Annotated in this window: 16 protein-coding genes; 2 read left to right on the top strand and 14 right to left on the bottom strand. The window is 64.7% G+C overall.

The window, feature by feature from the left end:
- Positions 1 to 229: 229 nt before the first annotated feature.
- The 6 genes from ABGB05_RS27255 to ABGB05_RS27230 form a co-directional block, all read right to left on the bottom strand.
- Positions 230 to 2,185, bottom strand: a complete 1,956-nt coding sequence (locus ABGB05_RS27255; RefSeq protein ID WP_347656739.1) for a DUF3987 domain-containing protein — start codon at positions 2,183 to 2,185, stop codon at positions 230 to 232.
- 33 nt (positions 2,186 to 2,218) lie between these two features.
- Entirely contained in the window at positions 2,219 to 2,515 is a 297-nt protein-coding gene (locus tag ABGB05_RS27250) for a hypothetical protein (RefSeq protein WP_347656737.1), read from the bottom strand.
- The gene (locus ABGB05_RS27245) at positions 2,512 to 2,748 is read right to left on the bottom strand and encodes a hypothetical protein (protein ID WP_347656735.1); all 237 of its coding nucleotides are present in this window, start codon (positions 2,746 to 2,748) and stop codon (positions 2,512 to 2,514) included. The genes ABGB05_RS27250 and ABGB05_RS27245 overlap by 4 nt, the downstream gene beginning before the upstream one ends.
- A 141-nt stretch (positions 2,749 to 2,889) precedes the next feature.
- The gene (locus tag ABGB05_RS27240; RefSeq protein WP_347656733.1) at positions 2,890 to 5,091 is read right to left on the bottom strand and encodes a cell division protein FtsK; all 2,202 of its coding nucleotides are present in this window, start codon (positions 5,089 to 5,091) and stop codon (positions 2,890 to 2,892) included.
- Between the two features lie 105 nt (positions 5,092 to 5,196).
- A complete protein-coding gene (locus ABGB05_RS27235; protein ID WP_347656731.1) occupies positions 5,197 to 6,009 on the bottom strand; it encodes an ABC transporter permease in 813 nt (270 codons plus the stop codon).
- Entirely contained in the window at positions 6,009 to 6,263 is a 255-nt protein-coding gene (locus ABGB05_RS27230; protein WP_347656729.1) for a DUF6284 family protein, read from the bottom strand. Before ABGB05_RS27230 ends, ABGB05_RS27235 begins: the two co-directional genes overlap by 1 nt.
- Positions 6,264 to 6,423: 160 nt before the next feature.
- Here ABGB05_RS27230 and ABGB05_RS27225 point away from each other — a divergent pair, with 160 nt between their 5' ends.
- Both ABGB05_RS27225 and ABGB05_RS27220 read left to right on the top strand, forming a co-directional pair.
- The gene (locus tag ABGB05_RS27225; RefSeq protein WP_347656727.1) at positions 6,424 to 7,212 is read left to right on the top strand and encodes a GntR family transcriptional regulator; all 789 of its coding nucleotides are present in this window, start codon (positions 6,424 to 6,426) and stop codon (positions 7,210 to 7,212) included.
- An 11-nt stretch (positions 7,213 to 7,223) separates the two neighbouring features.
- Complete coding sequence (locus ABGB05_RS27220) at positions 7,224 to 7,814, top strand: GNAT family protein (RefSeq protein ID WP_347656725.1); 591 nt, start codon at positions 7,224 to 7,226, stop codon at positions 7,812 to 7,814.
- 62 nt (positions 7,815 to 7,876) lie between these two features.
- Here the strand turns inward: ABGB05_RS27220 and ABGB05_RS27215 are convergent, their stop codons facing one another.
- The 8 genes from ABGB05_RS27215 to ABGB05_RS27180 form a co-directional block, all read right to left on the bottom strand.
- The gene (locus ABGB05_RS27215) at positions 7,877 to 8,083 is read right to left on the bottom strand and encodes a hypothetical protein (RefSeq protein ID WP_347656813.1); all 207 of its coding nucleotides are present in this window, start codon (positions 8,081 to 8,083) and stop codon (positions 7,877 to 7,879) included.
- Between the two features lie 652 nt (positions 8,084 to 8,735).
- Positions 8,736 to 13,151 carry a DNA translocase FtsK gene (locus ABGB05_RS27210; protein WP_347656723.1) on the bottom strand — a complete coding sequence of 1,472 codons (4,416 nt, stop codon included), beginning with the start codon at positions 13,149 to 13,151 and terminating at the stop codon, positions 8,736 to 8,738.
- Between the two features lie 118 nt (positions 13,152 to 13,269).
- Positions 13,270 to 14,760, bottom strand: a complete 1,491-nt coding sequence (locus tag ABGB05_RS27205) for a hypothetical protein (RefSeq protein ID WP_347656721.1) — start codon at positions 14,758 to 14,760, stop codon at positions 13,270 to 13,272.
- On the bottom strand, positions 14,754 to 16,370 hold the full coding sequence (locus tag ABGB05_RS27200; protein WP_347656719.1) for a hypothetical protein: 1,617 nt from the start codon (positions 16,368 to 16,370) through the stop codon (positions 14,754 to 14,756). Before ABGB05_RS27200 ends, ABGB05_RS27205 begins: the two co-directional genes overlap by 7 nt.
- A 37-nt stretch (positions 16,371 to 16,407) precedes the next feature.
- Positions 16,408 to 18,396 (bottom strand): Druantia anti-phage system protein DruA, encoded by a 1,989-nt coding sequence (locus ABGB05_RS27195; protein WP_347656717.1) that lies wholly within the window; start codon positions 18,394 to 18,396, stop codon positions 16,408 to 16,410.
- Positions 18,397 to 20,171: 1,775 nt separating this feature from the next.
- Complete coding sequence (locus tag ABGB05_RS27190; protein WP_347656715.1) at positions 20,172 to 20,405, bottom strand: hypothetical protein; 234 nt, start codon at positions 20,403 to 20,405, stop codon at positions 20,172 to 20,174.
- A gap of 445 nt (positions 20,406 to 20,850) precedes the next feature.
- Positions 20,851 to 21,846 carry a hypothetical protein gene (locus ABGB05_RS27185; protein ID WP_347656711.1) on the bottom strand — a complete coding sequence of 332 codons (996 nt, stop codon included), beginning with the start codon at positions 21,844 to 21,846 and terminating at the stop codon, positions 20,851 to 20,853.
- Positions 21,843 to 22,208 carry a helix-turn-helix transcriptional regulator gene (locus tag ABGB05_RS27180; protein ID WP_347656710.1) on the bottom strand — a complete coding sequence of 122 codons (366 nt, stop codon included), beginning with the start codon at positions 22,206 to 22,208 and terminating at the stop codon, positions 21,843 to 21,845. Before ABGB05_RS27180 ends, ABGB05_RS27185 begins: the two co-directional genes overlap by 4 nt.
- Positions 22,209 to 22,590 lie beyond the last annotated feature (382 nt).

Here is a 22,590-nt window from a genome sequence, read left to right as displayed (position 1 = left end):
CGGTTCGGTCGTCGTTGAGCGCCGTTTGCAGGCTGGCTGCTGTAGCGCGGGCCGTACCGGCTACGGGCCGTTGGACGAGTCGCGTCCCGGGCGGCTGGGGCTGGCGCCGGCCTGGCCGGCGGTGCCGGGGTGTCCGGTGCGGCCCGGATGCCGTGGACACAATGGCCGCAATGGCCAGAATCCAGCTCGGCCCCGGATAGTGGCCATTCTGGCCATTCTGTCCACGGGTTCACGCCGTCCTCCGGCTGACCGCACGGGGCAGCGCATGCACGGTGCCGGCGCGGCCGTGAACGTCGGGATGGACCAGGAAGGCAGGTGAGGCGGGTCGGCCAGCGCCGGTACGGACCGGCGAACCGAGCTGGCGGAGGTACCCGTGGATCTCCAGCAGCGACAGCGCCGGGTCAAGGTCGGCGGCGGTCGGAATCTGGCTCCGGACTCCCCGGAACAGCTCGCGCTTGGTGAACGTGGTCGTGGTGGTGCGCTCGATCCAGCCCAGCACGAGCCGCGCGTATCGGGTTGTCTTGTCGGCTCCCATGTCGTCGAAGGCGGCCAGGGCGTGGGCGGCGAAGTAGTCGCCGAGGAGTGCGGCTCGTTCGACGGTTTCGGCGTGGATGGGTTTGCCCCATCCGTCGCGGAGGTGTTCGGCGAGGTGGATGAGTCCGGCGATGCGGACGACGGCGCCGGTGTATTTGCTGCCCCAGTCCACGACGTTCCCCCACGCGCCGCCGGGGGCGAGGCGGGGTTCGACGGCGCGTTCGATGTCCAACACCCGCTCGTTGGCCTCAGGGGTCAGCGGCAGTACCGCCGGGTCGGTCCATTCGGCGAGGCTGGTGACCAGGGCGCCGAGGTTCGCGGTGTAGGCGGCGCTGACCTGCTCGGCGACCGGGTCGGTGCCGATCTTCCGTCGGCCGACGGTGTTCTCCGGCAGGGAGAACAGAATCCGCGCCAGCAGACCCTTGCCACGGAATCCGGGCATCGCAGAGATGTCGCGGAGGACGTCGGGTTGCACGGCCAGGCCGAGCGTGAGCGCGGGGTGTTCGACGTGTTCAGCAGCGCGGCTACGTCGGTTGACTCGGAGCATGTCTCCGGCGTGGCCTTTGAGGAACACTTCGAGGTTGGGGGTGCCGGAGTAGCGGCCGGCGATGGTGGCGAAGATTCCGCCTTCTGGCGAGAGGACGGCGAGGCGTCCGCCTTGTTCGGCGAGTAGTGATGCGGCTTCTTCGCTGGTGATGTCGTCGGCGACGAGTTGGGGGATGGCCGGGATGGTGACGGCGTCGGCGTTCATCGCGGCGGCGGTCGCTTCCGCCAACAGCGTGTCCCGCCCGGACGCGTCGGCGTTCGCCGCCGCTATCGCGGCTTTCTCCGCGGCCTTGCCGGCGACGCGGGCGGCCAGTTCGGCTTCCACGATTTGTGGTCGGGTGCGTTCCACCAGCGCTTTTTCAGCGGCGAGCAGTGGTCCGGTCATGGCGGCGAATACGGCCGATTTCCGTGATCCGGGTGGCAGGACTACGACGGTGAACAGGTTCGTTGGTTCGCGCCAGGAGCCGCGTACCTCGACTTCGGCGCGGCCCCCGGCGGCGGTCGAGAGGGCGGCCAGGGCGATGCAGCCGGCGAGGTCGACGGGGGTTTGGGTGAACTCGGCGACGCCGTAGACCATGTCGGCGACCCATTCCGGCAGGACGTAGCCGGGGAAGTCGGGTAGGTGTCGGCGGTCGCCGAGCGGGATGAGTGGTGACCACTGCGAGCCAGTCGCCGCCTGGTCGAGCATGGCGCGGCCGGTGGCGACGACTTCGGCCACGTCGGCGCCGGTGCTGGCCCGTTCGGCGAAGTAGGCGCCGAGGTCGGCCACCCGTCGCCGTTGCGCGTGTTCGGCGACGATCCGGGCGTAGTGGCCGGCGTTCGCGGTGGTGGGTACGGCTTGAATCAGGGTGTGCAGGTACGGCGCTCCGCCGACCTTGCCGAGGTCGCCGGTCTCGACGAGGTGGGCGGCCAGTGCGATCGGGTCGACCGGTTGGCCAGCCGCGTGCATGGCGCTCAGCGCCTCCCACAGAACGCCGTGCGCGGGCCGGTAAAAGTCGGTGGGGGCGAGCGTTGCGGCCAGGTCGGCGACTACGTCCGGGGCGAGGAGCGCAGCGCCGATCACGGCCTGTTCGGCGGTGATGTCGTGCGCGGGTGGTCGGGTCACGAGGAGTTCCCTCCTTCCATGGGGGTGGGTGGGTCAGGCGGTGCGGCGTCGGCTGGGGCGTGGTCGGCCGGCAAGCGCGGCGCGGGTGACGACCTGGCGCAGGTCGGTGAGCAGGCGGGTGAGTTGCCGGCGGGCGGCGGGTTCGGTGGCGGCCAGGGCGACGCGTACGCGGATTTCGGCGTGCTCCCGGCCGGTGGTGGTACGAACGCGGGTGAGGACGGCGCGGCCATGTCCGGGGAGGTCGACCAGGATCGTTGAGGAGCGGTGTTCGCCGAGGTTGCAGCGGTGGTCGGCGGCACACCAGTCGGTGTGGGCGGGGTGGCGGCTCATCGCTGGCCCTGCTGGTGTTCGCGGCGGATGTCGTTCCACAGGTGCCGGCCGAACCGGATGCGTAGACCGGTGCCGTCGCAGCGGGTGCAGTGCCGGTAGGTACGTCCCCGGCCTCTGCCGTGGCAGCGTCGGCAGGCACCGAACGGCGAGACGACACACAGGATCAGGTGACCGAGGGTTACGACGGTGAGGAAAGGGCAGAGCAGGCTAGCGATGATCGCGGACGGGTCCACGGGTGCCTCCTGGGCCGGTTTTCGGGTGTGCGGGGCCGAGGGCGCTAGGTCGCTAGCGTCCTGGCAGGGATGTGGTTCGGGGGCTAGCGGTGCCGCTAGGTCTAGCGGTGCCGGGGGCTAGACCTAGCGGCCCGCGTGGGGTTATCCGGCCTTGCGTCGCCGATTACGTTCGGTCACGGCGGTGGTGATGTCGTCGCGGTGGATGCCTTTGCGGTTGGCGCCCTTGCCGGTGGTGGGGTCGGTGCCCCAGACCTGGCGTCCGACGGGGATGCGGTGCGGCTTGAGCGCCGCCGCCAACTGGGCCGGTTCCCATCCGGCGTAGACGTCGGGGCGCAGCTCGGCCAGGCGGGCGACGACGGTTTCTGACCACACCTTCGGCTCACTGGCTGGAACCACGGTCAGGATGTCGTCCAGCAGCGTGTCGGCGGCGCTGCTGGTCTGTTCGGGGGCTTGGCCGATGGCGTGCCCTGTCAGGGTGCCCGCTTTCTGCCGCAACGCCAGCGCCCGTGTCACGACGGTTTCGACGTGCGCGGTCTTGGCGAAGTTGGTCCGCACCGTCACGGCTTCCTCGACGGCGCCGGAGTCGTCGGCGCCGAGCAGGATGCCGACACCCTTGTGGGCGCGCTGGAAGCGGGAGGAGTCGTAGCCGGCCGGATACGACCCGGCACCCAACACTGCCTCCGACGACTGCCACGTCATGGTCTTGAGCGCGAACCGGGTACCGATGTTGTCCCGCAGGTCAGTCGGTACGGCCTTGCCGTCCGGCTTCTGCGTCGCCAGCAGGATCATGATCCCCACCGAGGGACCGACCTTGCACAGCTCCGTCAGGAGAGACACGATCTCGTCGCCGTGGACGGGGTGGCCGGAGTAGCGCTGAAACTCGTCAATCGCGACAAGGACCGGCCACAACTTCAACGATCGCTTCTCGGCGATCTGCCGGGTGACCTTCGACTCCGGGCACAGGTCCGGTGGCAGGGTGGCGATGGTGTCGTAACGGCGGTTCATGTCGACCACCAGGGCGCGGAGGTCTTCCACCAACGCCTCTACTGTCTCGTCGCGGACGCCGTAGCCAGCGCGGTGGGCGATTCGTTCGAACGCCCGCCAGTCCTGGCCCCCCTTGCCGTCGTAGACGTGCAGTTCCACGATCGGATCCAGCGCGGCAGCGAGTACGGGTAGCCGGGCGGCGAACGTCTTCCCCATGCGCGGGATCGCACCGACGAGCAGGCTGGTGAACATGAGCAGCAGCGGTACGGGTCGGCCGCGTTGGTCCTGGCCGAACGGGAACGGGGCGAAGATGTCGACGCTGCCTTTGTCGATCAGTGGCCACAGCCCGGACGGCTTCGCGTACGGGTCTTCGTCGGCCACCCAGAGGGAGAGGCGGCGGGCGGAACCGGAGGTGCCGCGTACCCGCTCCGGCCACACCTGCACCTCGTCCAGGTCCAGGCCGGCGGCCAGCTCGGTCCGCTTCTTGATCGCCTTGTCCGCCGTGGTGGTGTACGGGAGGTCGACCACGGCCCGCCAGCCGGGACCGTCCCGCATGATCGGCATCGGAAAGCTGATCGGGTCATCGACCTTGCACAGACCGGCGGCCAGGAACGCCCGGGTCACCACATCCGCTGACAGTTTCCGGGCGCGTGGGGTCACCGCGGCCACGTCCAACAGCGGCTTGTCCGCCGGGGTGCCCGCCAGGCCGAACAACGCGACAGCTCCGGCGAGGATCGCCCACCGCTGCCACGAACCGGCCAACGCGAGCAACACCGCGACGGTGGGTATGCCGAGCAGCAGTACGGCGGTGACCACGATGCCGCGCCACCGTACCCGCGCGTCCCGCTGCCTCGACAGTTTCAGGTACAGGTCGGCATCCTCGCGGCGGACGGCGGCCAGCCGGACCGGAACACCTTCGGCGTCGGACACCCACCGCACCGTTGCGCCGAGCAGACGAGCGACGCCGAACGGCGCCCGCCACACGAGCCGGAGACTGTATTTCGGTGAGCGGGTCAGGTGGTAGAGGCTGACGTGGGAGTAGTGCGAGAACACCCACCGGCCGGCGATCAGCAGTTCGGCGCGGGAGCGCAGCCACGCCGGGACGATCGGCCGGCGAGTTGCGGTCTTGCCCGCCATCGCCGACGCGAACACCGACGGCGCCTGCTCGTGGGGCGGGTCGACGGCTACCGGGGTGTCGGTGTCCAGGTCGTCGGCCTCGTCGTCCAGGTCGACGGCGAACGACTTGACGCTGTCGCCTGGCTTGCGGCGGCGGGCGGCCAGGTCGACGACCTCGGCATCGGGGGAAAGGTCGGCTTCGGCGGCCTGCCAGTCGAACCGATCATCGTTGGGGGACGTCATGATGGGTTCCTCCATCAGAGGGGATTCAGGAGAGTTCTCGACGGCGGAGGGGCCGGCGGCACGGCACAGGTTTTCCAGGCCCAGGGGCCGTGCCGCCGGGCAAAGTCAGACTTCGTCGCGGGTGTGCAGCAGGTGAGCCAACGCGGCACCCATCCCGAGAACGGCGACCGGCAGGCAGGCGACCAGGGTGGTGATCCACCACGGGGCCGACGTCACGCCGGCGGACTCCATCAGGTGATAGGCCACCTGACCGGCCGCGCCGAGCAGCAGCGAACCGATCGCCGACCAGGCGGCGAACCTGCGCGCCCGGCGCGGTACACCATCGCCGGACAGCCAAGCCCGCAATGCGTACGCGGCATAGGCTTCGACGCCGATCGGCAGGGTGATCGCCGTGTTCAGCGAGAAGGTGTCCCAGATTCCCGGCAGCGGGTGTACCACCCCGAACCCGGTGAGTTCACCGAGTCCGACCCAGCCGGACCAGATGGCCACGAACGCCGGAGCGGCCAGCAACAGCAACACCCAGGACCGCATCGGCTTCCGCACCGCCGAACCCGCGTCGGCATTGATCGTGGAAACCGGGTGTCCGGCCACCGCGACCGGCGCAGACACGTCCGGTGCGTCGATCGGCTCGACGGGTACCGGGGACGGTTCGGGCTCGGCGACCGGCGGCGCCGGTTCCGGGTTCACGGTCGGGGCCGGCGGGGTGTCCACCGCGACTGGGGCCGGTGTCGGGGTGGGGGCGAACTCGGCGGAAGTCAACGCTTCCCGCAGCGCGGTCGCCTTCGGCGAACCGACCTTGAACTCCCGCATCAGCAGGTTCCGGGACGGGACCCGGCCGAGCTTGTCGGCCAGGGCGCGGGCGGCGGGGATCAGGTCTTCGACCGCGCGGGGGTAGGCGCTCATGGTCGGCGTGGTCATCAGGCCACCGCCTTCCATACCGTCGGCACCTCGGCCAGCTGCTCGCCCAGGGCGGCCGCTGCCCGCATCACCCGCTGCTCGGCACGGCGGATACGTCGCCGATCCAACGGCGACGGCCCGCCATCGGCGTAGAGGGCGGTGATCTCGGCGTCCAGCAGCGCCAACTCGGCCTCGATCAGCGGCCACTCACGGTCGATCGCGGCCAGGTCGGCAGGGGTCGGTTCCAGGTCCGGGCTGTGGGCAGACGTATCCACTCAACACTCCCTCAGCTTGGGAGGCCCACTTGGGCCACCCACTTGGTAGGTACCAAGACCCTCGCATGATGATCCAAAGCCCGTCAAGCCTTGGTCCGTACCAAGCGCTAGACTGGGTCCCTGACCAGCGCGAATCGCCGCCCCCACGTCAGGAGCGAAGATGCCCGAAAGCCCAGGTGGTACCGCCACACGCGGCGAAGAACCCCGCCACGTCACCCTGGCAACCACGATTCGCGAAGCCATCGCCCGCGGCGACTACTCACCCGGCGAACGCCTCCCACCAGAGCGCGAACTCGCCGACCGGTTCAACGCCTCCCGCACCACCGTCCGGCTCGCGCTGTCCGCCCTCAAGTCACAGGGCCTCGTCGGCTCCGGCCAGGGTCAAGGCACCTACGTCCGCAAGGCCCGCCCCATCCGCGTCCTGGCCATGGACCAGGACCGGGCCGCACGCCGCGCCGAACACCACGCGGCCACGTTCAACGCCGAAGCAGCCCGACAGGGACGCGTCGGCCGGCAGCACATCCGCGAAGTCGTCCAAGTGCCCGCCACGACGGAAACCGGGCGCTGGCTCGCTGTACCCGAGGGAACCGCCCTGCTCGTCCGACGCCGGATCATGCTCGTCGATGAGGAGCCCTACCAGCTCGGCGACAGCTACTACCTCGCCGACCTCGTCGAAGACACCGCCATCGCCGTACCCGAACCGGTCGAAGAAGGCGTGTTGGCCGTCCTCGAACGCGCACACGGCAAGCCAATCTCGTACTACATCGACGAGCTGAGCTTCCGGATGCCGACACCGGAGGAAGCCGAGCTGTTGAAGCTCGACCCCGGAGTGTGCGTCGTCCGCGTGGTCCGGGTCGCCTACGACGCCGACCAACAACCCCTCGAAGCGTTCGACCAGCTCCTAGCCGGAGACAAGCACGTCCTGGTCTACGAGGTCTCCGGCGAATGAAACCCGAACCCATGCGAGTCGAACCGGTACGCCTCACCGGTCAGCGGATCGCCCTGGAACCGCTCACCGAAGCCCACCTACCGGACCTGGCCAAGCTGGCCCACCGCGACGAGATCTGGACCTACCTCGACGAGGAAACCCCCGACATGGCCGCGCTCATCGCAGAAGCCCTCGAAGAGCAGGCCCAGGGCGTACGCCTACCATTCGCCATCACCGACCGCGACACCGGCCAGGCCATCGGCACCATGAGCTACATCGACATCCAGCCCACCCACCGAGGCATCGAACTCGGCTGGGCCTGGATCTCACCCGACCACTGGAGCAAAGGCGTAGCCCGCGAAGCCGCGTACCTGCTCATGCGGCACGCCTTCGACACCCTCGGCGCCATCCGCGTCGCCTTCAAGACCGACAGCCGCAACACCCGCTCACAACGCACCATCGAAGCCCTCGGCGCCACCCGCGAAGGCGTCTTCCGCAACCACCGGATCCTCCGCGACGGACACCGCCGCCACTCGATCTACTACAGCGTCATCACAGAGGAGTGGCCGACCATACGGGCTGGACTCGAGACGAAGCTCGACGCCACAGGACGCCACCAGTAGGGGAGAGGCGCAACAAGAGGTACTGGCGGGCCGGATGGTCAGTAGGCCTGTCGCTCGTGCTGCTATTCCTCGCCGGAAGTCGCCAGCTCTGGGCGGTATTTTCTGATCCATGCCTCAACGTCGGACTTCCGCCAGACCTTGCCCATCATCAGCTCCTGATAAGGCTCTGGGAAGTTCCGGTGTGACGTGATCACGTGGACCCGTTGCTTGCTGATGCCGCCCAGCATGATCCGAATCTCGTGCGCCCCAACGAGTTCCGGCTCGTCCACAAACCGAAACTATTCGTTGACCCCATCCCTTGACCCGAGTCCACAGGTCCGGCACCGTTAGGGGTATGACCTCCCCGAACGAGTTACCGATCTATCAGCGACCGACGCCGTACCGACTCAGGCCACACCAACCCCGCCGACCCCTATGGCACTGCTCCGGCTGTCCAGGACAGCCCTGGCCATGCGGCCAGGCGCGGCTTTTACTGAAGGCCGAGTTCCACGACGCACCCGTTGGCCTCGCCATCTACATGGCCGCGCAGCTCGTGTCCGCACTACAGGACCTCTACAAGCTCAACCCGCAACCCGAGCCAAACCCAAAAGTCCTATTTCAGCGATTCGTAGCCTGGACAGCGCGCCCGCCCATTTTGTAACGCCGCGCACCACCGCCTTCAGGGCTTGTGGAGGCAGATGCCGCCACGGACGTGTGCCAACCACCCGATAGTCCGGGCGGGTGGTCCGGGTTAAGGCGGACCCAGCGGGGCGTACGGTCTACGGTTGGCCCGGGGAGAGCATCCCGTTTCCACCGACCCGGGCAAGCCGTGCAGACCACCGCCCGGTCGCCGTCCAAGAGACGATTCGATGGCCTACCGGATAACGGACCAGAATGCGCGGCGGCTTTGACGGTCCCTTGAACAGGCGGTCGCCATGGCTTCTAAACCACAGGTGGGTAGGGGCCGTGGGCGGCAAATCCTTGAAGCCGGACGAGCCCGAGTTCCGGAGACGCGTACAACATATCCCCCCGCGGCAAGAGCATCTCGGCACCAGGCGAGTCGAGAACTACTCGGCTGTCTACCGTACTTTGAACCCGTAGGCTGACCCGAGCAAAATTAGCCTTCATGACCCCCGGAACGATCTCCACACTTGGGCGTTGAGTGGCCGCAATCAGATGCCCCCCGACCGCCCGTGCGCGCTGAACGAATCGCGTAACAAGCGTCTCGAACCGTCGCTTGTCGGACGTTGACAAAGCCAGTTCGGCGAACTCGTCAATCACTACAACGAAAGGACGCATCGGCGGACGCAATCCTCGATCCAGTGCGTCCTTGGCCAGCGAGATGATGTCCGTAAACATCTGGGGCTGCGGGCGCCCGAGAGCTTCTTCTGCATACCGGTTGAACTCCGCCACCCGTTCAGGAAGCCGCCGATCAACGATATCCAAGAGAAGGTCGAGGGCGCCCGTCGCTCCAAGGTGATAATCTGTGGAACTCCTGATCTGCGGTGCTCGGGCGAGATCTCGATAGTCGTTCATGCCCTTGGCGTCGATTAGAACAAGGTCGAGATCATTTGGCCCGTACAACCGCGTCAACTGCCAGAGTATCGAGCGGATGAGCATGCTCTTTCCGCTGCCCGTAGTTCCACCAATGAGCAGATGTGGTAGATCCGAGAGCTGAAGCCAGAACGGAGCGAAGTCAAGGTCGCTGCCCAAGGCGATGGATGTGGCAGGTCCAGACTGTTTCGTTAGCGACAGCACATCGGCGATGATGCGATCTTCGCGTGGTAGTTCAAGGACCGCGTACCGGGCTCTCCCGATAAGGTTGTCAACTCGAATGGTCGGAACTCCCAGATCGCGAGCGAGGTCCGCCTCCTGAGAGGAGAGCGCGGCGAGCCGTGCACCAACTTCCAGCTCGAACGGCACCCTGACCACCGACGGGCCCTCTGTGATGTCGGCTGGATCCAGTCGGCGCACAGGGACCTGTCGGGCGTGGAGAGCTCCAGCGACACGTCGGGCGAGTGCCTCTCTGGCGCTGCTTGTAGAATTCAAATGGTCTGCTCGTAGCTTCTCGGCGGTCGCTTCCGCTGCCGGCGCCCTATCGTCTGTCTTTGAACCAGAATGATCTACAGGAACCCTTAAATCGCCATTGCGTTCGGGGTTCGACGCCCCGGACGGCGGGAAATCTGCGTTGACGTTGACCATCGGTGGAAGCAGATCGCCTAGTTCGGCCGGGATCGCTGTATAGCTTCGGCCATGGCGCAGGGCTCGCCGAAGCCACTCTCCCCCAAGCACCTCGAGCGGCAGTTCGTCCTCACCTACATGTGACGGGTATGGGCCCTTCGGCGCATCTGGACCCACGACCACAACTCGCCCCGCAACCTGAACCGACGTCCCTGTCAACTCAAACGCGGAGTTGAGCCTGAGAACACGTTGGCGGTAAATCTCCCAGTTGTCAACACGAAGAGTATCCCACTGTTGAAGAGCCTCGAGGAATACCTGCCTCTTCAAGATCTCGCGACGGCTTGCGGCGAATGGGTCGCCGTTGGACTCACCGAAGATGCCGCGAAGCACATCGAGCATTTCCCGTACCTGTTTTGCTGCTTCGAAGACTGGGCCCGGAATGCGATCAGGATGGAGATCCTTCGTCGCCTTCACTTCGATTGCCTCGACACGTGGACGGCCGTCGGGCCAGCTAAACGACAGAAGGTCGGCTCGCTTATTGGTTGGGCGTCTCTGAAGCCACTGGCTCGCAGTCTCAGTATCGAGGCTTACCACCAATGTATCATTATCGCGATCTTGGAGGTCAGCCAGCACCGCGGCGACGCCAACTCGCCCGAGGACTGCGTCATCCCGGAAGGCGCCACCTGAACCAAAGAACCCAAGGAGCCCTTCCGGTAGCGCCCGCTGAACAGTCGTCGTGAGAAAGGCCAACAGGGCGTCAGGCTCCGGATCGAGCCAACTGTTGCCCTGCAACATCGACAACGGCGGCTGAACTAGCAATCGGGGGCTATGGCCGTACACGTAGGCGATGTGCGCACCGCTGCCCAGACGCCCAAAAAGGTCCAAACGGCCATCGAGTTTCTCAGGCGCTGCCAGGGCGCTGGTCGCCTCAACGAGCACCAGCCAGGTGGCTTCCGTCCCAAGGGCTGCTAGATCCGCCTCGTCTCGATCCCGCAGTAGTGGGCTGCGTTGCAACTCAGCTTGACCGCCGGCTGCCAACTCGGCCTGCTTGTTGAGAAGCGCCGCCAGTGGCCCAGATGGTGACGGCTTAATCACCGTCATCCGGCGTAGCGGAACAAACTTCCATTCCGACACGACACTGCCCTGCTGTGGCGACTCCCAGAGGGCCCCGAAGGTTGCGTCACCCTTATGCGACACGTTGAACATGACCAGTAGGTGAGGTGATCCTCCAGCCCGAAGGCTTTCGGGACTGGGTGATCCCTCGATCACGTCGATGAAGATACTGTTGGTGGGCTCGTCTACATCGCTTGCCGCTGCCTTGGCTACATCTTCACGGACCTCAGCGGCACCCGTCTGAGCGAAAACTCGGATACGGATGCGCTCGAATCGCCCTTTGGGATCATGAGCATAGGCCTGGTAGAGACGAGCGACGACCGCCGCTGTGGGATTAACAAGAGCCACGCTGAAGCTGACTTCGGCGAAAGGATGGACGGCAACGAATCTATCGATCAGTTGTCGTGTCAGCCGGACCGTCTCTTCGGTTCCTGAAGCCAGTCTGCGTTTGGCGTAGATGGGGAGGCCCGTGCTGTGGATGCCAGCGAATGCCAAGGCCTCCGGCGTGTTTTCGTACACGATCCCGATGGACGGTGCGGCAGGGTCAAGGTTTACCGACACAGTGTCGACGAACTCCGCATCAACCTCACCCGACTTCGACTCGCGCAAGAACAGTCGCGCAGCACGCGCCCGCGGTTCGACAACAGCAGGATGAAGAGGCAACAAGCGGGCCTGAACGCCATCGGGTGGTGACTCCACAACCAAGTCGAATAGCGTTAACTCATTGGCTATCCGACGGACCTCGGTCCGAACATCAGAAGGCAAGTCATCCCGCATCTGCCGCAGGGCGTCCCACAACTCGTTCCACCCAGCTACAAGGCTGTCTGCTTGACGTAGCAGGCTTTCGGATGCAAAAAAGAGGCGGACGCCCTCGCTGGGTATCGACCCTGCATAGGGCGACAATTCGGCGCGTGCATTAGCGATCTGCTGGAAGGCCGCCAGGGCGTCAGCCGCAGCTGCTGGCGCGTCGAGCGCCAGTTCCTCAATCAACTCAACGAACTTCCTCAACTCAGCCCAGTGAACGCTACCCTTCTCCTTAACCCCGCCAGCAACCTGCGAGTAGAACTCTGCTTGCCAGTTGATGGGAGGGTCCTCACTGTACGTGAGACTGCCTCCGTCAGATCCGGCAAGCTCGACGGCGTTGTCGCCATGCCTAGGGTCGGGGGTGGGGTGGTCCGTAGTCTTCAAGACATCGGCACTTGGAGACGTTTCGGAAATGGAAGGGTCATCTAGAACATCCGAGATGGTCGAGCCGGACCATGCAAGGCGATCCCCGCCAACCTCAAGCGTCTGTCCCGACTGTGACTGTACAGCGGTTAAAAGGGCTTCCTCCGCCACTTCGTTCGCCAGAACCAAATCGACGAGGTCTGGCGCCCGGGAAGGCTCGGGGGCTGGTTTCGGCTTACTCGCGGTGCGCCCGGGTTGCCGGCGCCTAGACTGTGAAACCGCCTCTATTACATCGTCCAGATTCAGGCGCGCGAGGAGTTGAAGGTCGTTGGTCCTAGCGAATCTGCGGAGCACAGAATAGCTAGGCGCGCTAGAGGAAACTAATCGCTGCAACTCGGCCAGATCTGAGGACCTGATTCGGTCAACCGTCTGCTGGTTTAGCCTTAGACGGCTGCGTTCGATCTTTGAGAACGAGAGGTCGGGTAAGAAGCCGAGGCGCCATAGCTCTCGTCGCGCTTGATCGCCGCTGCCTGCTCCCAGGGGGATAAGGGATGCGCAATAACTCGCGACCATGTCCAAGGGCAAGTCCCACGAGCGTAGCGATCGAAGTAGCGGTTTGATCTGGGCGCTGAAATCAGACGCTGCGCCGTCGGTGAGCGCATCGAATATCCGCCCCCGCACCTCAGATGCCGACACCTGTGCAATGTTGGCGAGGCCGCGAGCCCGATTTCTGTTCAGATCGCCGACGATGAGTAGCGGCGTCCGGCCCTCGTTGCGCCACCAGACAGCGGTGCGGACGTCGCTCGTCCGGCGATCACTCGGCGCCGTCGATTCGGTGAAGTCACAGATCCAGAGGTTTGGTACAGATTTGGAGACCTGATCAAGGATCTCGACCACCGGGAGTGGCGTAGCGATCTGCGGTAGCCGCAGGAAACCGAGTCCCGTTTCGAATCGTCTAACGATCGTCGCAGTGACAGCCTGGGCGAGCAAGGCCTTCCCGCTCGCTGGGGACGCATCAAGAGCCATGAGTCTCCGTTCGGGCCGGCAGCGGGTTTAGTACTTCCACCGTGTTGTCGCTGTATGCGCGTGCTAGGCCAACCCGCGCAAGGAGCAGGGCGAGGGCGTCCTGGTTCGACTCCAAGTCGGTCTCAGAGGCACGCTGAACCATAGTCCTCGTCACGTCACCCGGCCCGACGAGAATGCCGAACCGCGACGAAAGTCTTTCAAGCCATGTGCTGTACTCCACCTGGGGCTCATGATCTTCGAGCCCCGCCAACACCAACGTGGTGACGAGAGGTGCCTCTACGCACAGCCGTTTAGCTGACCGACCGCGACGAGGCGCAAGAAACCCGCAGCGGCGAGCGTGATGGTCGAACCAACTATCGTAGCTTTGAGCCATTGTCGTGCGCAGTAGGTCGAGTAGTACGAGGGCCGTGGGATAGGCCAGGTTCTGATACGGGTGCCCTGACTCGACGTGGGCGAGCATCGCGGGAGCCCTTGCGATCATCTGCTCACTCCGCGCCGAACGGGTGTTCTTTGCTCCTCTCGAGTAGGGCAAGGTCCTTAACAAAAATCTTTCGACGGCCTTGCGGTCCGAAGCCGCCTCGCCTAACCGATCTAGGACCTCGGCCTGAAGCATGCCGGCGATCCACGTATCCATCGCTCCATGCACCGCGGGCACCGAGACGCGTGCTGAAACCTCCCTGACAGTCGGCGCCTCGTCTGAAACTGCAACGAGGAGGGGCACCAGCGTCCTGCTGGGTCCCAGTAAGCTGGGTACCTGGGCGTAAATCAGGGTACAAACGAACTCGCAAGCCGTTGCTAGGACTCGGAGCCCGGAGAGGCTATCGACGCTGGTTGCACCGAGGCGGACGCAGCGATGCAAGAGGCTGCCCAAATGGCGTGCCAACGATATGCATGCCTCTTCTTCGGCCCACGGCACCTTGACCGGCGCCGTTACTGTGAAGTCAGATGCACTCGGCCTACCGTAAAACACCGACTGGAGTGCCCACAAGGGATTTGGTTGAGGGGTGCATAGCCTTTCTATCAACGATGACATCGCTTTTGCCCCGTCCCCCCACTCCAAGAGGAGCGCCGAGCACTGCTTGCCGATATCCGCGCCGGTCCAGTCGTTTGTGACAAATCCTGGATGTGCTACCTGATAAGCTTGATTGGATGGGAAGACGGCTCCGTCGCTGGCAACGAGGGACCGAATGACTTGTCGTAGAACCTCTATGTCGGACGAGCTTCCCGAGAGGTTAACCGGCCGTTCTGCCGCGGCGGCAACGCCGACGATGTCCTCGGTGGGAACGGACCATCTGCGCTCCTTCTTTGCGATCATCTGCCGGGCCAATTCCGGCGCACGAGGGCCCTTGAAGCTGCTTCCGAGAAAGCTGTTAAGAACATGAACGGGGTCAGCGCTCGTGGTCGCTGTGCTGAATCCCAACTTTGATGTGACATTATCGTAGAACCAGGCCGTTAGGTTCAGGCCGGAGATTTCTACCATCGGTTTACCTCGAATGCCGGATGCTTACCGCTGAAGGCGGTTATCCGCGTTTTGATCCCCGTTTGGTGGTCATAGACTGAAATCTGAGGATCACCGTCTGGCGTGGCAGGTGCACTGCCGATGAACAGGTCGAGCGCTGCGTCCAACGCCTCTTGGCGCCTGTCTGCATGGATCGTCCTCTGTTCCTGCAATTGAAGCCACATTGGATAGTCGACCACCAGAACATTACCAAGTTGCTCGGGCCATCCAAGTTCGAGGCGGGCGGGAACGAAGCCCGCGCCATTCACGCCGTGATCTTCCGACGCGTAGGGAACTCTTACCCGAACTGCATCGCTGTTGTATGTCTGACTTGCAGCCAAGACCCGTGGACGCTCGACAGCGGTGAGTACGTGATGTTGGCTCAAGTAGAGACGTCTGTCGTCCTTGTCGTTGAGTCGGTACATGTTAATGAGGCCTACTACCCGTCGGGCTGCCGTGAGGGGGTCCTCGCAAGCCGCTTCAAGAAGCCGCATGTATTCGGGGATCCGGGACTGCCGTGCCACTAGTGCTGTTGCGTCAACATACGGCGATAAGAAGAACCATGCCCTTTTGGCTGCGATAAAGGCACGAAGCGCCTCGCCTGGATCCTCTGCCTGCTGGCGGAATGGAGCAACCAGCAAAGCGGCAGGGGGAACTTCCGCCCCCACCGCATCGCCGAGCCAGAGTTGAACGTCTACTGACCCTTCAGCTGCGTTAACCGGGTCGAACTCCCTCGAGATTGCTTTCCCGAGCCAGTTTTCCTCTGAGAATGCGCGGGACCACCACCAGCCCGGAAGTCTATCAATGTCGCCGGCGCCCGGAGGGCATTCCCAGCCAAAGAAAAGGTCGACTAGGAACATCCAGAGATCCCGTGCGGTCATTCGGGTACCCGAGTGGGCCAACAGACGCAGCAATTGCGTTAGTCGAGCAGGTGCTGTGCTGGATTCGAGAAGTAGGTCTCGCCCGACTGTCCGTGGGCACGTCGTCGCGTCTCGGCAACCGTCACAAGCTACGACGGCTGGTAGCAGGCGGTCCAAGGCCTTCGCAATGAACTCACCGTGTACCAACTGGCGGCCGGCGAGGTTGATTAACAAGAAACCTTCAGGGTCAGAGGCTTCGTCGCCTCGCGCCCTTGCGTGAGCTACATCACGCAACCTAGCGTAAACGCCGTCTGGCTCGAGCGCTGCCAAGGAGGCTAGAGGGCCTTCATTCAGAGTGATGACAAGTTGAGCGCCGGCGCTAAGCGCGGCCGAAGTCCAAGTCAGGATCGCCTCATCGCTTACAGCTGCAGCATCACGGATGAATACCCTGTCGCCCGCCCGAACGCGCGGAACCACGGCCGATTCAGGCTCTAGCGTGTTCTTGCGCTTGGCTGCTGCCATAGCGGTAACGGCAAGGTGGCTCTTGCCGTCTCCGGCGTTTCCTGTGAGAACCACATGCCGCGAACTGTCAAGAGCAGTCGTCAGCAAGTCAGCTAAGGGATCCTCGACGTTGAGGCGCCGACGTACTTCATCGGGCCAGGAGTCGGCGTAAATCTCGCCCCGCCTGAAGAGTGCGGTAAGGGCTTCAGGTGTCTCGTTCGTTGGAACCACAACCCCTTCAACCTGCGAAGGAACAAGTTCAAGGAATCTACCCGACCTCCCCGAGACCGGCGGTCCGCCGTCCCATTTGTTCCAAAAGGGATAATTGGCGTGTTGGATTTCTGGATTGTGGCGCTGACGCCTCGGCCTCGTTGACCTGCCGCAGCAGTCCATGTAGCTCATCGAGCAGATCCGGTGCGGTACGAGCCTCCTGGGCCAACTGCGAGGCCTGCCCGCTAACCCACCGTTCCCACCACTGACGTGCAATCTCAGGGGCAGAGATGCCCAGTCGGCCAGGAGACGGGGCGGGGCACCATCCCAGCAACACACCGCCAGGGTCATCAACCAACGGCAACGCGTATAGGGGCCTTCGCGTGTCGTGGCGACGGAGGTCCGGGAGGCCAAGCCCGGACAGTGCCTTTCCGATCGCCCGGAACCGAGCGCTAGCTCCCTCTCCGAAGGTTCGTGTGATGTGTGAGTATCCGTCTACAGCCTCGTTGAAGGCGTCAACCGCATCCACAGTGTCCGCCGCAACGTGGAAGGAGCCGTACCCCACCGTCTCGCCGATGCGACGCCACTTACGTCCACCGCTGCCTGCGCGGTTGTATTGGGAACTGTGTCCAGGGTAGAGACCGCTCGTGAAGACCACTAGGGGACCGGGGTTGGGCACCCTCTCGCGTACGTAAGGCTCGTAAACAGTGGAGGCGATTTCGCCGAGCGGGCGATCCCAACCCCACGCATTCAACACGACTTCGCTTCCTGCAAGAGCGGCAGCCAGTTTTCCGACACGCAACGCCCCGAAGGGGGGAGCCGCCCCGCAGATGCTCATTTCGAGTGCGACAAAACCCATGTGGTAGTGCCAGAGTTTTCTCAGGCCTACGTCAACCCGGCGGCGGAGTTCTGAATCTGCTCGCAGTAGTTGGCTTGGATGTGGGTCGGACTGGCATTCATAGAAACCAGCTAGCCCGAGGCTGAGGCTTGCGGCTGTCTCGGCTCGCTTCGTGATGGCTAGATGTCTGCGCGCTTCGGCCGGACGGCCCTCACGGCGAAGACCGTTGTAACGTTCACGAGACACAGCGGCGAGGGCAGTCAACTGTTCCGACTGGTCCACCCCGCCCTTCATGGAGATGCTGGGTAGACCCTCGAGGTTCACTGATGCGAGCAGGTGTCGTAGTACCCCTGCGGTCGCCTCGACTGCCGCCCGCTCGTCGGCCTGCTTTGCTAGCCGGTCAACGTACCCGCCTGGTCCCCCAGATGCATTGCGGGCTGTCATCCCTAGCCAGGTATCCCGTTGCCGGATCTCAGGAACCACGTTGCGGAACTGGGCGATCGCCAGTGGAGTGTTTAGCCAGCGTCGGTCGGCCAAGACGATCGAGACTTCCCGGCCTGGCGCGCTGGCGTCTGGCGTCATAGACCAGGTCGTCCGCACGCTGCGCCACAGGAGGCGAGCGGATCCCGCCTTAGCAATTTGGATGGAGAGATCCGGAGGTTCTGCCTCTAGTGCGGATATAACCTTCTCTGGTTGATAATCTGCAATGGTCAGACCGGTGATGGACTTCTCGAGCGCCTTCCGTTGACTAGCTTCTCTTACCGCATTGAGGCGCGCCTGCCGGTAAAGCATTCTCAGTGCCTGTCGTCGGCGGGTCTCGTCCAGGTTCTTTGCTTCGAGAAGCGGAGCAAGTACCAGCTTTCGATCCTGTATAAGGGGATAGTATCCAGAATTGATGTAATCGCGAAGGATTAGCAGCGAGAGGCGAAGGGCTCGTGATGAGACACTATCATCGCCGATACCCTTTGCGACGTTTTCCAACCGTCCTGGAATCACCGACTGTGGAAGACCGGATAATGAGCACGTTGCGTCGTCGAACTCGGTAATCCGCGCGCCCAACTTGGCTGGCACAAAATCAACGAGTTTGTTGACGGGAATAATGAGTTCGTCGCGTCGGTCCACCCCCAGAGGGTAGCTGCTCGGGTCGAGGGTGTGAAGCAACGTTTTCGCTGCCAAGCGGACGGCTTCCCGTGCATCCTCGGTACTCACAGGGCGGCGCGCTCCTCGGTTCGTCTCGCGGCGAGCAGGGGACTGCCCGACCCCGGCACTCTAGCCGCCGGGTGCGACGAGGTCCTGTAACCGGGTGGGTGGGCGATGGCGACGAACACTAGGAAGAGGTCAGACGTCTCGGATCCAGTCGTCGCGCCGACGGCTACTGCCTCAGGAGGCGCCCCATCGGTGGCCAGCGAGAGTCCTTGTTCCCTCCGCGTTCTGGGCTGCCGAGGCTGTCCCTAGCCCAGCGCGGAAGTAGGAGCCCTTCCCGAAGCCTTGCTGGTTAGGTTACCGGCAGAGGTGTGACGGGCCTCGCGCGCGCAAGTGCTGCCACTACCGCTCGGTCCAGTATTGAAAGACCTCCTGCACGGAGGTGTGCCAGGGAACGCCACCCTCCTCGAAGCCCCTACCCGGTGCGCCACTTCCCGAGTTGACGACGAGAGCCGCCAGGGACGGCTCGCCTCCGGCGGCGCACAGATCAGCCAGATCATCCAGCACGTGACGCATGTGGTGGCTCAGAGCGACACCTGCCATGCCAATCGCCAGACCGAGTTCCCTGTACGTCACCAGGGAGCGGCGACGAGCCGCCAAGATGAGTGCCGCTCGCGCCTGAAGGACCTGCTGTTCTCTCGTCGTCGACGCCACCTAGACATAGTGCCGCCTCGGCGGGCGCAGCGGAAAGGGCATAGGCGGCGGCACCAGTGCCCCTGGGCGGCCCCGAACCGCGCGGCAGGCTGGGGCCCGCGTCGCAAGTGGCGGTGCGCGGTCTACTTTCCAACCAAGACATCGACATCCAGGGCGATGATGGCCACCACCGCCTGGAGGCTGCCGACAGCCAGAGCCGACAATGCGATTCGTGCCTCGACAGCCATCCTCCTCCGGAAGCAGCGGGCGCCGTAACTGACGGCAGCCCTGTTGACTCTGCCTATAAAGGAGGTGCCGGCAGAGGGGCGTACGATGGCAGGACGACGTGCACCCGGTAGAACAGGCGGTCGAGCCAACTTGCTGCGCCCAGATGGCGGATCCAGGCGACCAACTTCTGCCACTTGTGTCGATGGCAGCCGACGGCAACCTTGTCGTTGCTCATACACGGTTTCCCGTCCTCTTGTCGATCACAAGGCACTTGCTTCGATCTTGAAGCCGGGCCAGTAGCAGATGATCAGAAAAAGCGCGGCTGAGAACAGCATGATGCAGCCGACGATCTCCCATAAGGTCGGCTCAGATACGATTCGGCGTTGCTGGCAGGGTGCGAACGATATGGCAATTTACACCAGGGCATCGAACAACCTCGTAGAGTGATCTTGTATTCGAAGGTTGGGATCGCGATCACGTTTCCGCCCCCATCTCTTGGGCGCGGGTTCACCCTTAGTAGATCCATACCCTGCGGACTGCCCTGCGGCAACCGGAAGGTGGCTGAGGTGGCAGTACGGAAAGACGCGACGGCGGTGCGGGAAGGCCGTCTCCGCAACTGCCGATAGCGCGACCGGCACGACCCAGGGACATTGAGCACGCTGGACACCATCTCGTCGTCTCAATCATCGTCTCATTCAGGGGTGTTCAGCGGTGTCCGGCGTCGTTCGACGTCTGGCTATCACCACAGCTCACGGACGGTGCCGGGTGCTGGCGGACGGTGCCCGGCAGACCTCGAAAGCGTGTGAGGGTTTACGCCCTCCAAGGGTTCAAATCCCTTCACCACCGCCACTGAACAGGCGAAACGCCCGGCAGGTCGGAGACGACCCACCGGGCGTTCTGCTTGTGGTCTCAGTTGTCCCTCAACGGGCGGGTACGCGGGCCCCGGTGGCGCCCTGGTCGCCATCGTCAGCCGGAACGTTCGGCCCCTCCCAGCGCAGCCCACCGACGGGGTTCGCGATGTCCCGCCGGACCTGCCGGGCGGCCGCCGCCGTAGGGGTACTCGTGGTGTTCCTGACCACCGGCACCGCCCTCGCGAAGGCCGACAGTGCGCGCACCGGCGAGTACGGCCAGCCGGGATACACGGAGAACGACACGAGCGAGAAGCTGCGTACCAACGGCGTCGACTTCCGCCAGGTGGTCGAGCAGTTGCGTCCGGCAGAGGTACCGGCACCGCCGGGCTACTCCTTCACCCCGGACGTCAACGTGTTCATCACCGCGTTGGGCGACGAACCGGCGACGATACAGGTGACTGCCGTGCAGGCGATGTACGCCCTCTGGGCAGCCTGCGCCTGGGAAGCCGAGTGGTTGACCGCCTACACCGCCGGAGACGGGCCTCGGACCGCGGCGGCCGTCGCCGTGCTGCGGGATGTGCCGTCGTGGCCCCTCGTCATCAAGGTCGACGGGAGCGGTATCCGCGAGCAGCACCGGAAGGTGGCCGAGGCGGCGGTGCGAGGAGACGAGACGGCCGTACGGGACGGCCTGCGCCGCAACTGCCGGTATTGGCGCACCGCGTGCGCCAATACCACGATTCGTGAGCCGCTATTTGCCGCAGGTCGGGCAACGGTCGTGGACGGAGATTGTCGGAATGCCAGCTGTCTCGCTGGAACGTGCCCGCATCGCGAGCGCCACAGCCAGGGTTACCCCGCCCAGGATGAATATGGCGGCGGTGGTCCCGGTGATGACGCGGAAGTCGGCGTATCCGGCGCCCACGACGGGGGCGATGTTTTCGGACAGGGGATACAGCGCGAGTAGGCCGACCGGGGTGAGCAGAACGAGGAGCGCCCAGAGCCCTCGGGCGTCACCGCGCAGAGACAGCATGGCTGCGGCGAGCATGGCGGTTAGCAAGAGAACCGCGCCGGCCTCCGGGAGGATTGCGGCTCCATAGCTGAACCGGTAGAACCATGCGCTGCTCCCGGACAGCGCACCGACTGCGATGAGGGCTGCCGCCGGCGTTGTCGCCAAGGGTATGAGGCGATGGCGCAACGCTGTGTGGGAGGGAATTGCCAGCGCCAGCAGGCCCAGCGCCGCCTGGGGAAGCAGGACGAGCAAGTACGGGCGGGGCAGGTCGAACAGAGCGGCGACGGGTACCACGGCAACGGTGAGCAACAGTGCCAGTCCGATGGCAACGCGCGCCCACCGGGATGGGGCGAAGATATGAACGACGGCGGCCAGCAGCCAACAGGCCCATACGATGACGCCAGTGGTAGCGAATGGCCCGAAGGCTGGCGAGCCCCACAGACCTGAGATGGTGACCACTTCGGCAGCGATCCAGAAGCCGGCGAGCGCGGTCGCGGTGATGTAGCTCAGGACAGCGGCGAGGTGCAGGCCGGGTATGAGATCGGCAGCGCCGGCAGCGCGTAGGCGTTCACGGACACCCCCCACCAGCACGTCCACCGTGTCGAGGATCGACGGCCAACGGCGGTCGGGGCCGGCCAGGTCGAGATACGTGCCGACGATCTCGCCGCTCCGTGCCTGGCGGTAGCCGGCGGGGTAGGCCCGCAACAGTCGCCGGTATCGGCGTTCCAGGTCCCTCATGCCAGTCCTGCCAGCGCACGTGGGATAAGGGGCCGGGCCGCCGGAGTCGGGTGGCCCAAGCGGGCCGTGGCCGCCTCCACGTTGCGCCGCAGGCGCTCGGTCTCGGCCGCAAGGGTGGCATTGCCGGCGACCGAGAGACGGTAGTAGCGGCGCAGGCGACCGTCCACGACCTCCTCCCGGTCGACTTCGATGAGGCCCGCCTCCACCAACCGGTCGAGTGCGCCGTACAAGGTGCCGGGCCGCATGGATAGCCGACCCGAGGAAAGGGCCGCCACCTCCCCGATGATCCCGTAGCCGTGCAGTGGCGGGCCAGCGAGAGCGGTGAGGATCCAGAAGGTCGGTTCCTGCAGCGGTGTGTTCACCCTGGCAATATATCGGCCGCGAAGGTATGGCAGTGGCAGATCGTTGACGAACGTCTGACCCGGTCGGTGCTGGTCGCGGCGCATCCATGTGCCGGTAGCCGATACCCTCCGTCGGCCACGCCGAGGCGGTGGCTCCTGGGCCTTTCGAGCCGACAGGGTGCCGGGTCGATCGCGAACCGCTGTCCGGCGATGTTCCGTCGGGACGACGCCCACCCGTAGTCTCATTCGCGGCTGTACTCGGGTTCAGCGGCGAGACCCTGTCTGTCAGGGTGAGTTGAGGCCAGCGGCTCATAGCAAGTCCGTCGGACAGGGCGAGTTCAGGATCGAGAAGCGTTGAATACTGTTGTTGGCGTGGTGACGGCCCAGGATGGGGTCATGAGTC

It is taken from the genome of Plantactinospora sp. B5E13 (genome assembly GCF_039871775.1).
Taxonomy (GTDB): Bacteria; Actinomycetota; Actinomycetes; order Mycobacteriales; family Micromonosporaceae; genus Plantactinospora.
This window is presented reverse-complemented; position numbering and strand designations above follow the sequence as displayed.

Coding starts and splice junctions, on each gene's coding strand:
- ABGB05_RS27185 (WP_347656711.1), bottom strand. CDS start 21,846: ATGAGGGACCTGGAACGCCGATACCGGCGACTGTTGCGGGCCTACCCC.
- ABGB05_RS27250 (WP_347656737.1), bottom strand. CDS start 2,515: ATGAGCCGCCACCCCGCCCACACCGACTGGTGTGCCGCCGACCACCGC.
- ABGB05_RS27240 (WP_347656733.1), bottom strand. CDS start 5,091: ATGACGTCCCCCAACGATGATCGGTTCGACTGGCAGGCCGCCGAAGCC.
- ABGB05_RS27235 (WP_347656731.1), bottom strand. CDS start 6,009: ATGACCACGCCGACCATGAGCGCCTACCCCCGCGCGGTCGAAGACCTG.
- ABGB05_RS27225 (WP_347656727.1), top strand. CDS start 6,424: ATGCCCGAAAGCCCAGGTGGTACCGCCACACGCGGCGAAGAACCCCGC.
- ABGB05_RS27220 (WP_347656725.1), top strand. CDS start 7,224: ATGCGAGTCGAACCGGTACGCCTCACCGGTCAGCGGATCGCCCTGGAA.
- ABGB05_RS27205 (WP_347656721.1), bottom strand. CDS start 14,760: ATGGTAGAAATCTCCGGCCTGAACCTAACGGCCTGGTTCTACGATAAT.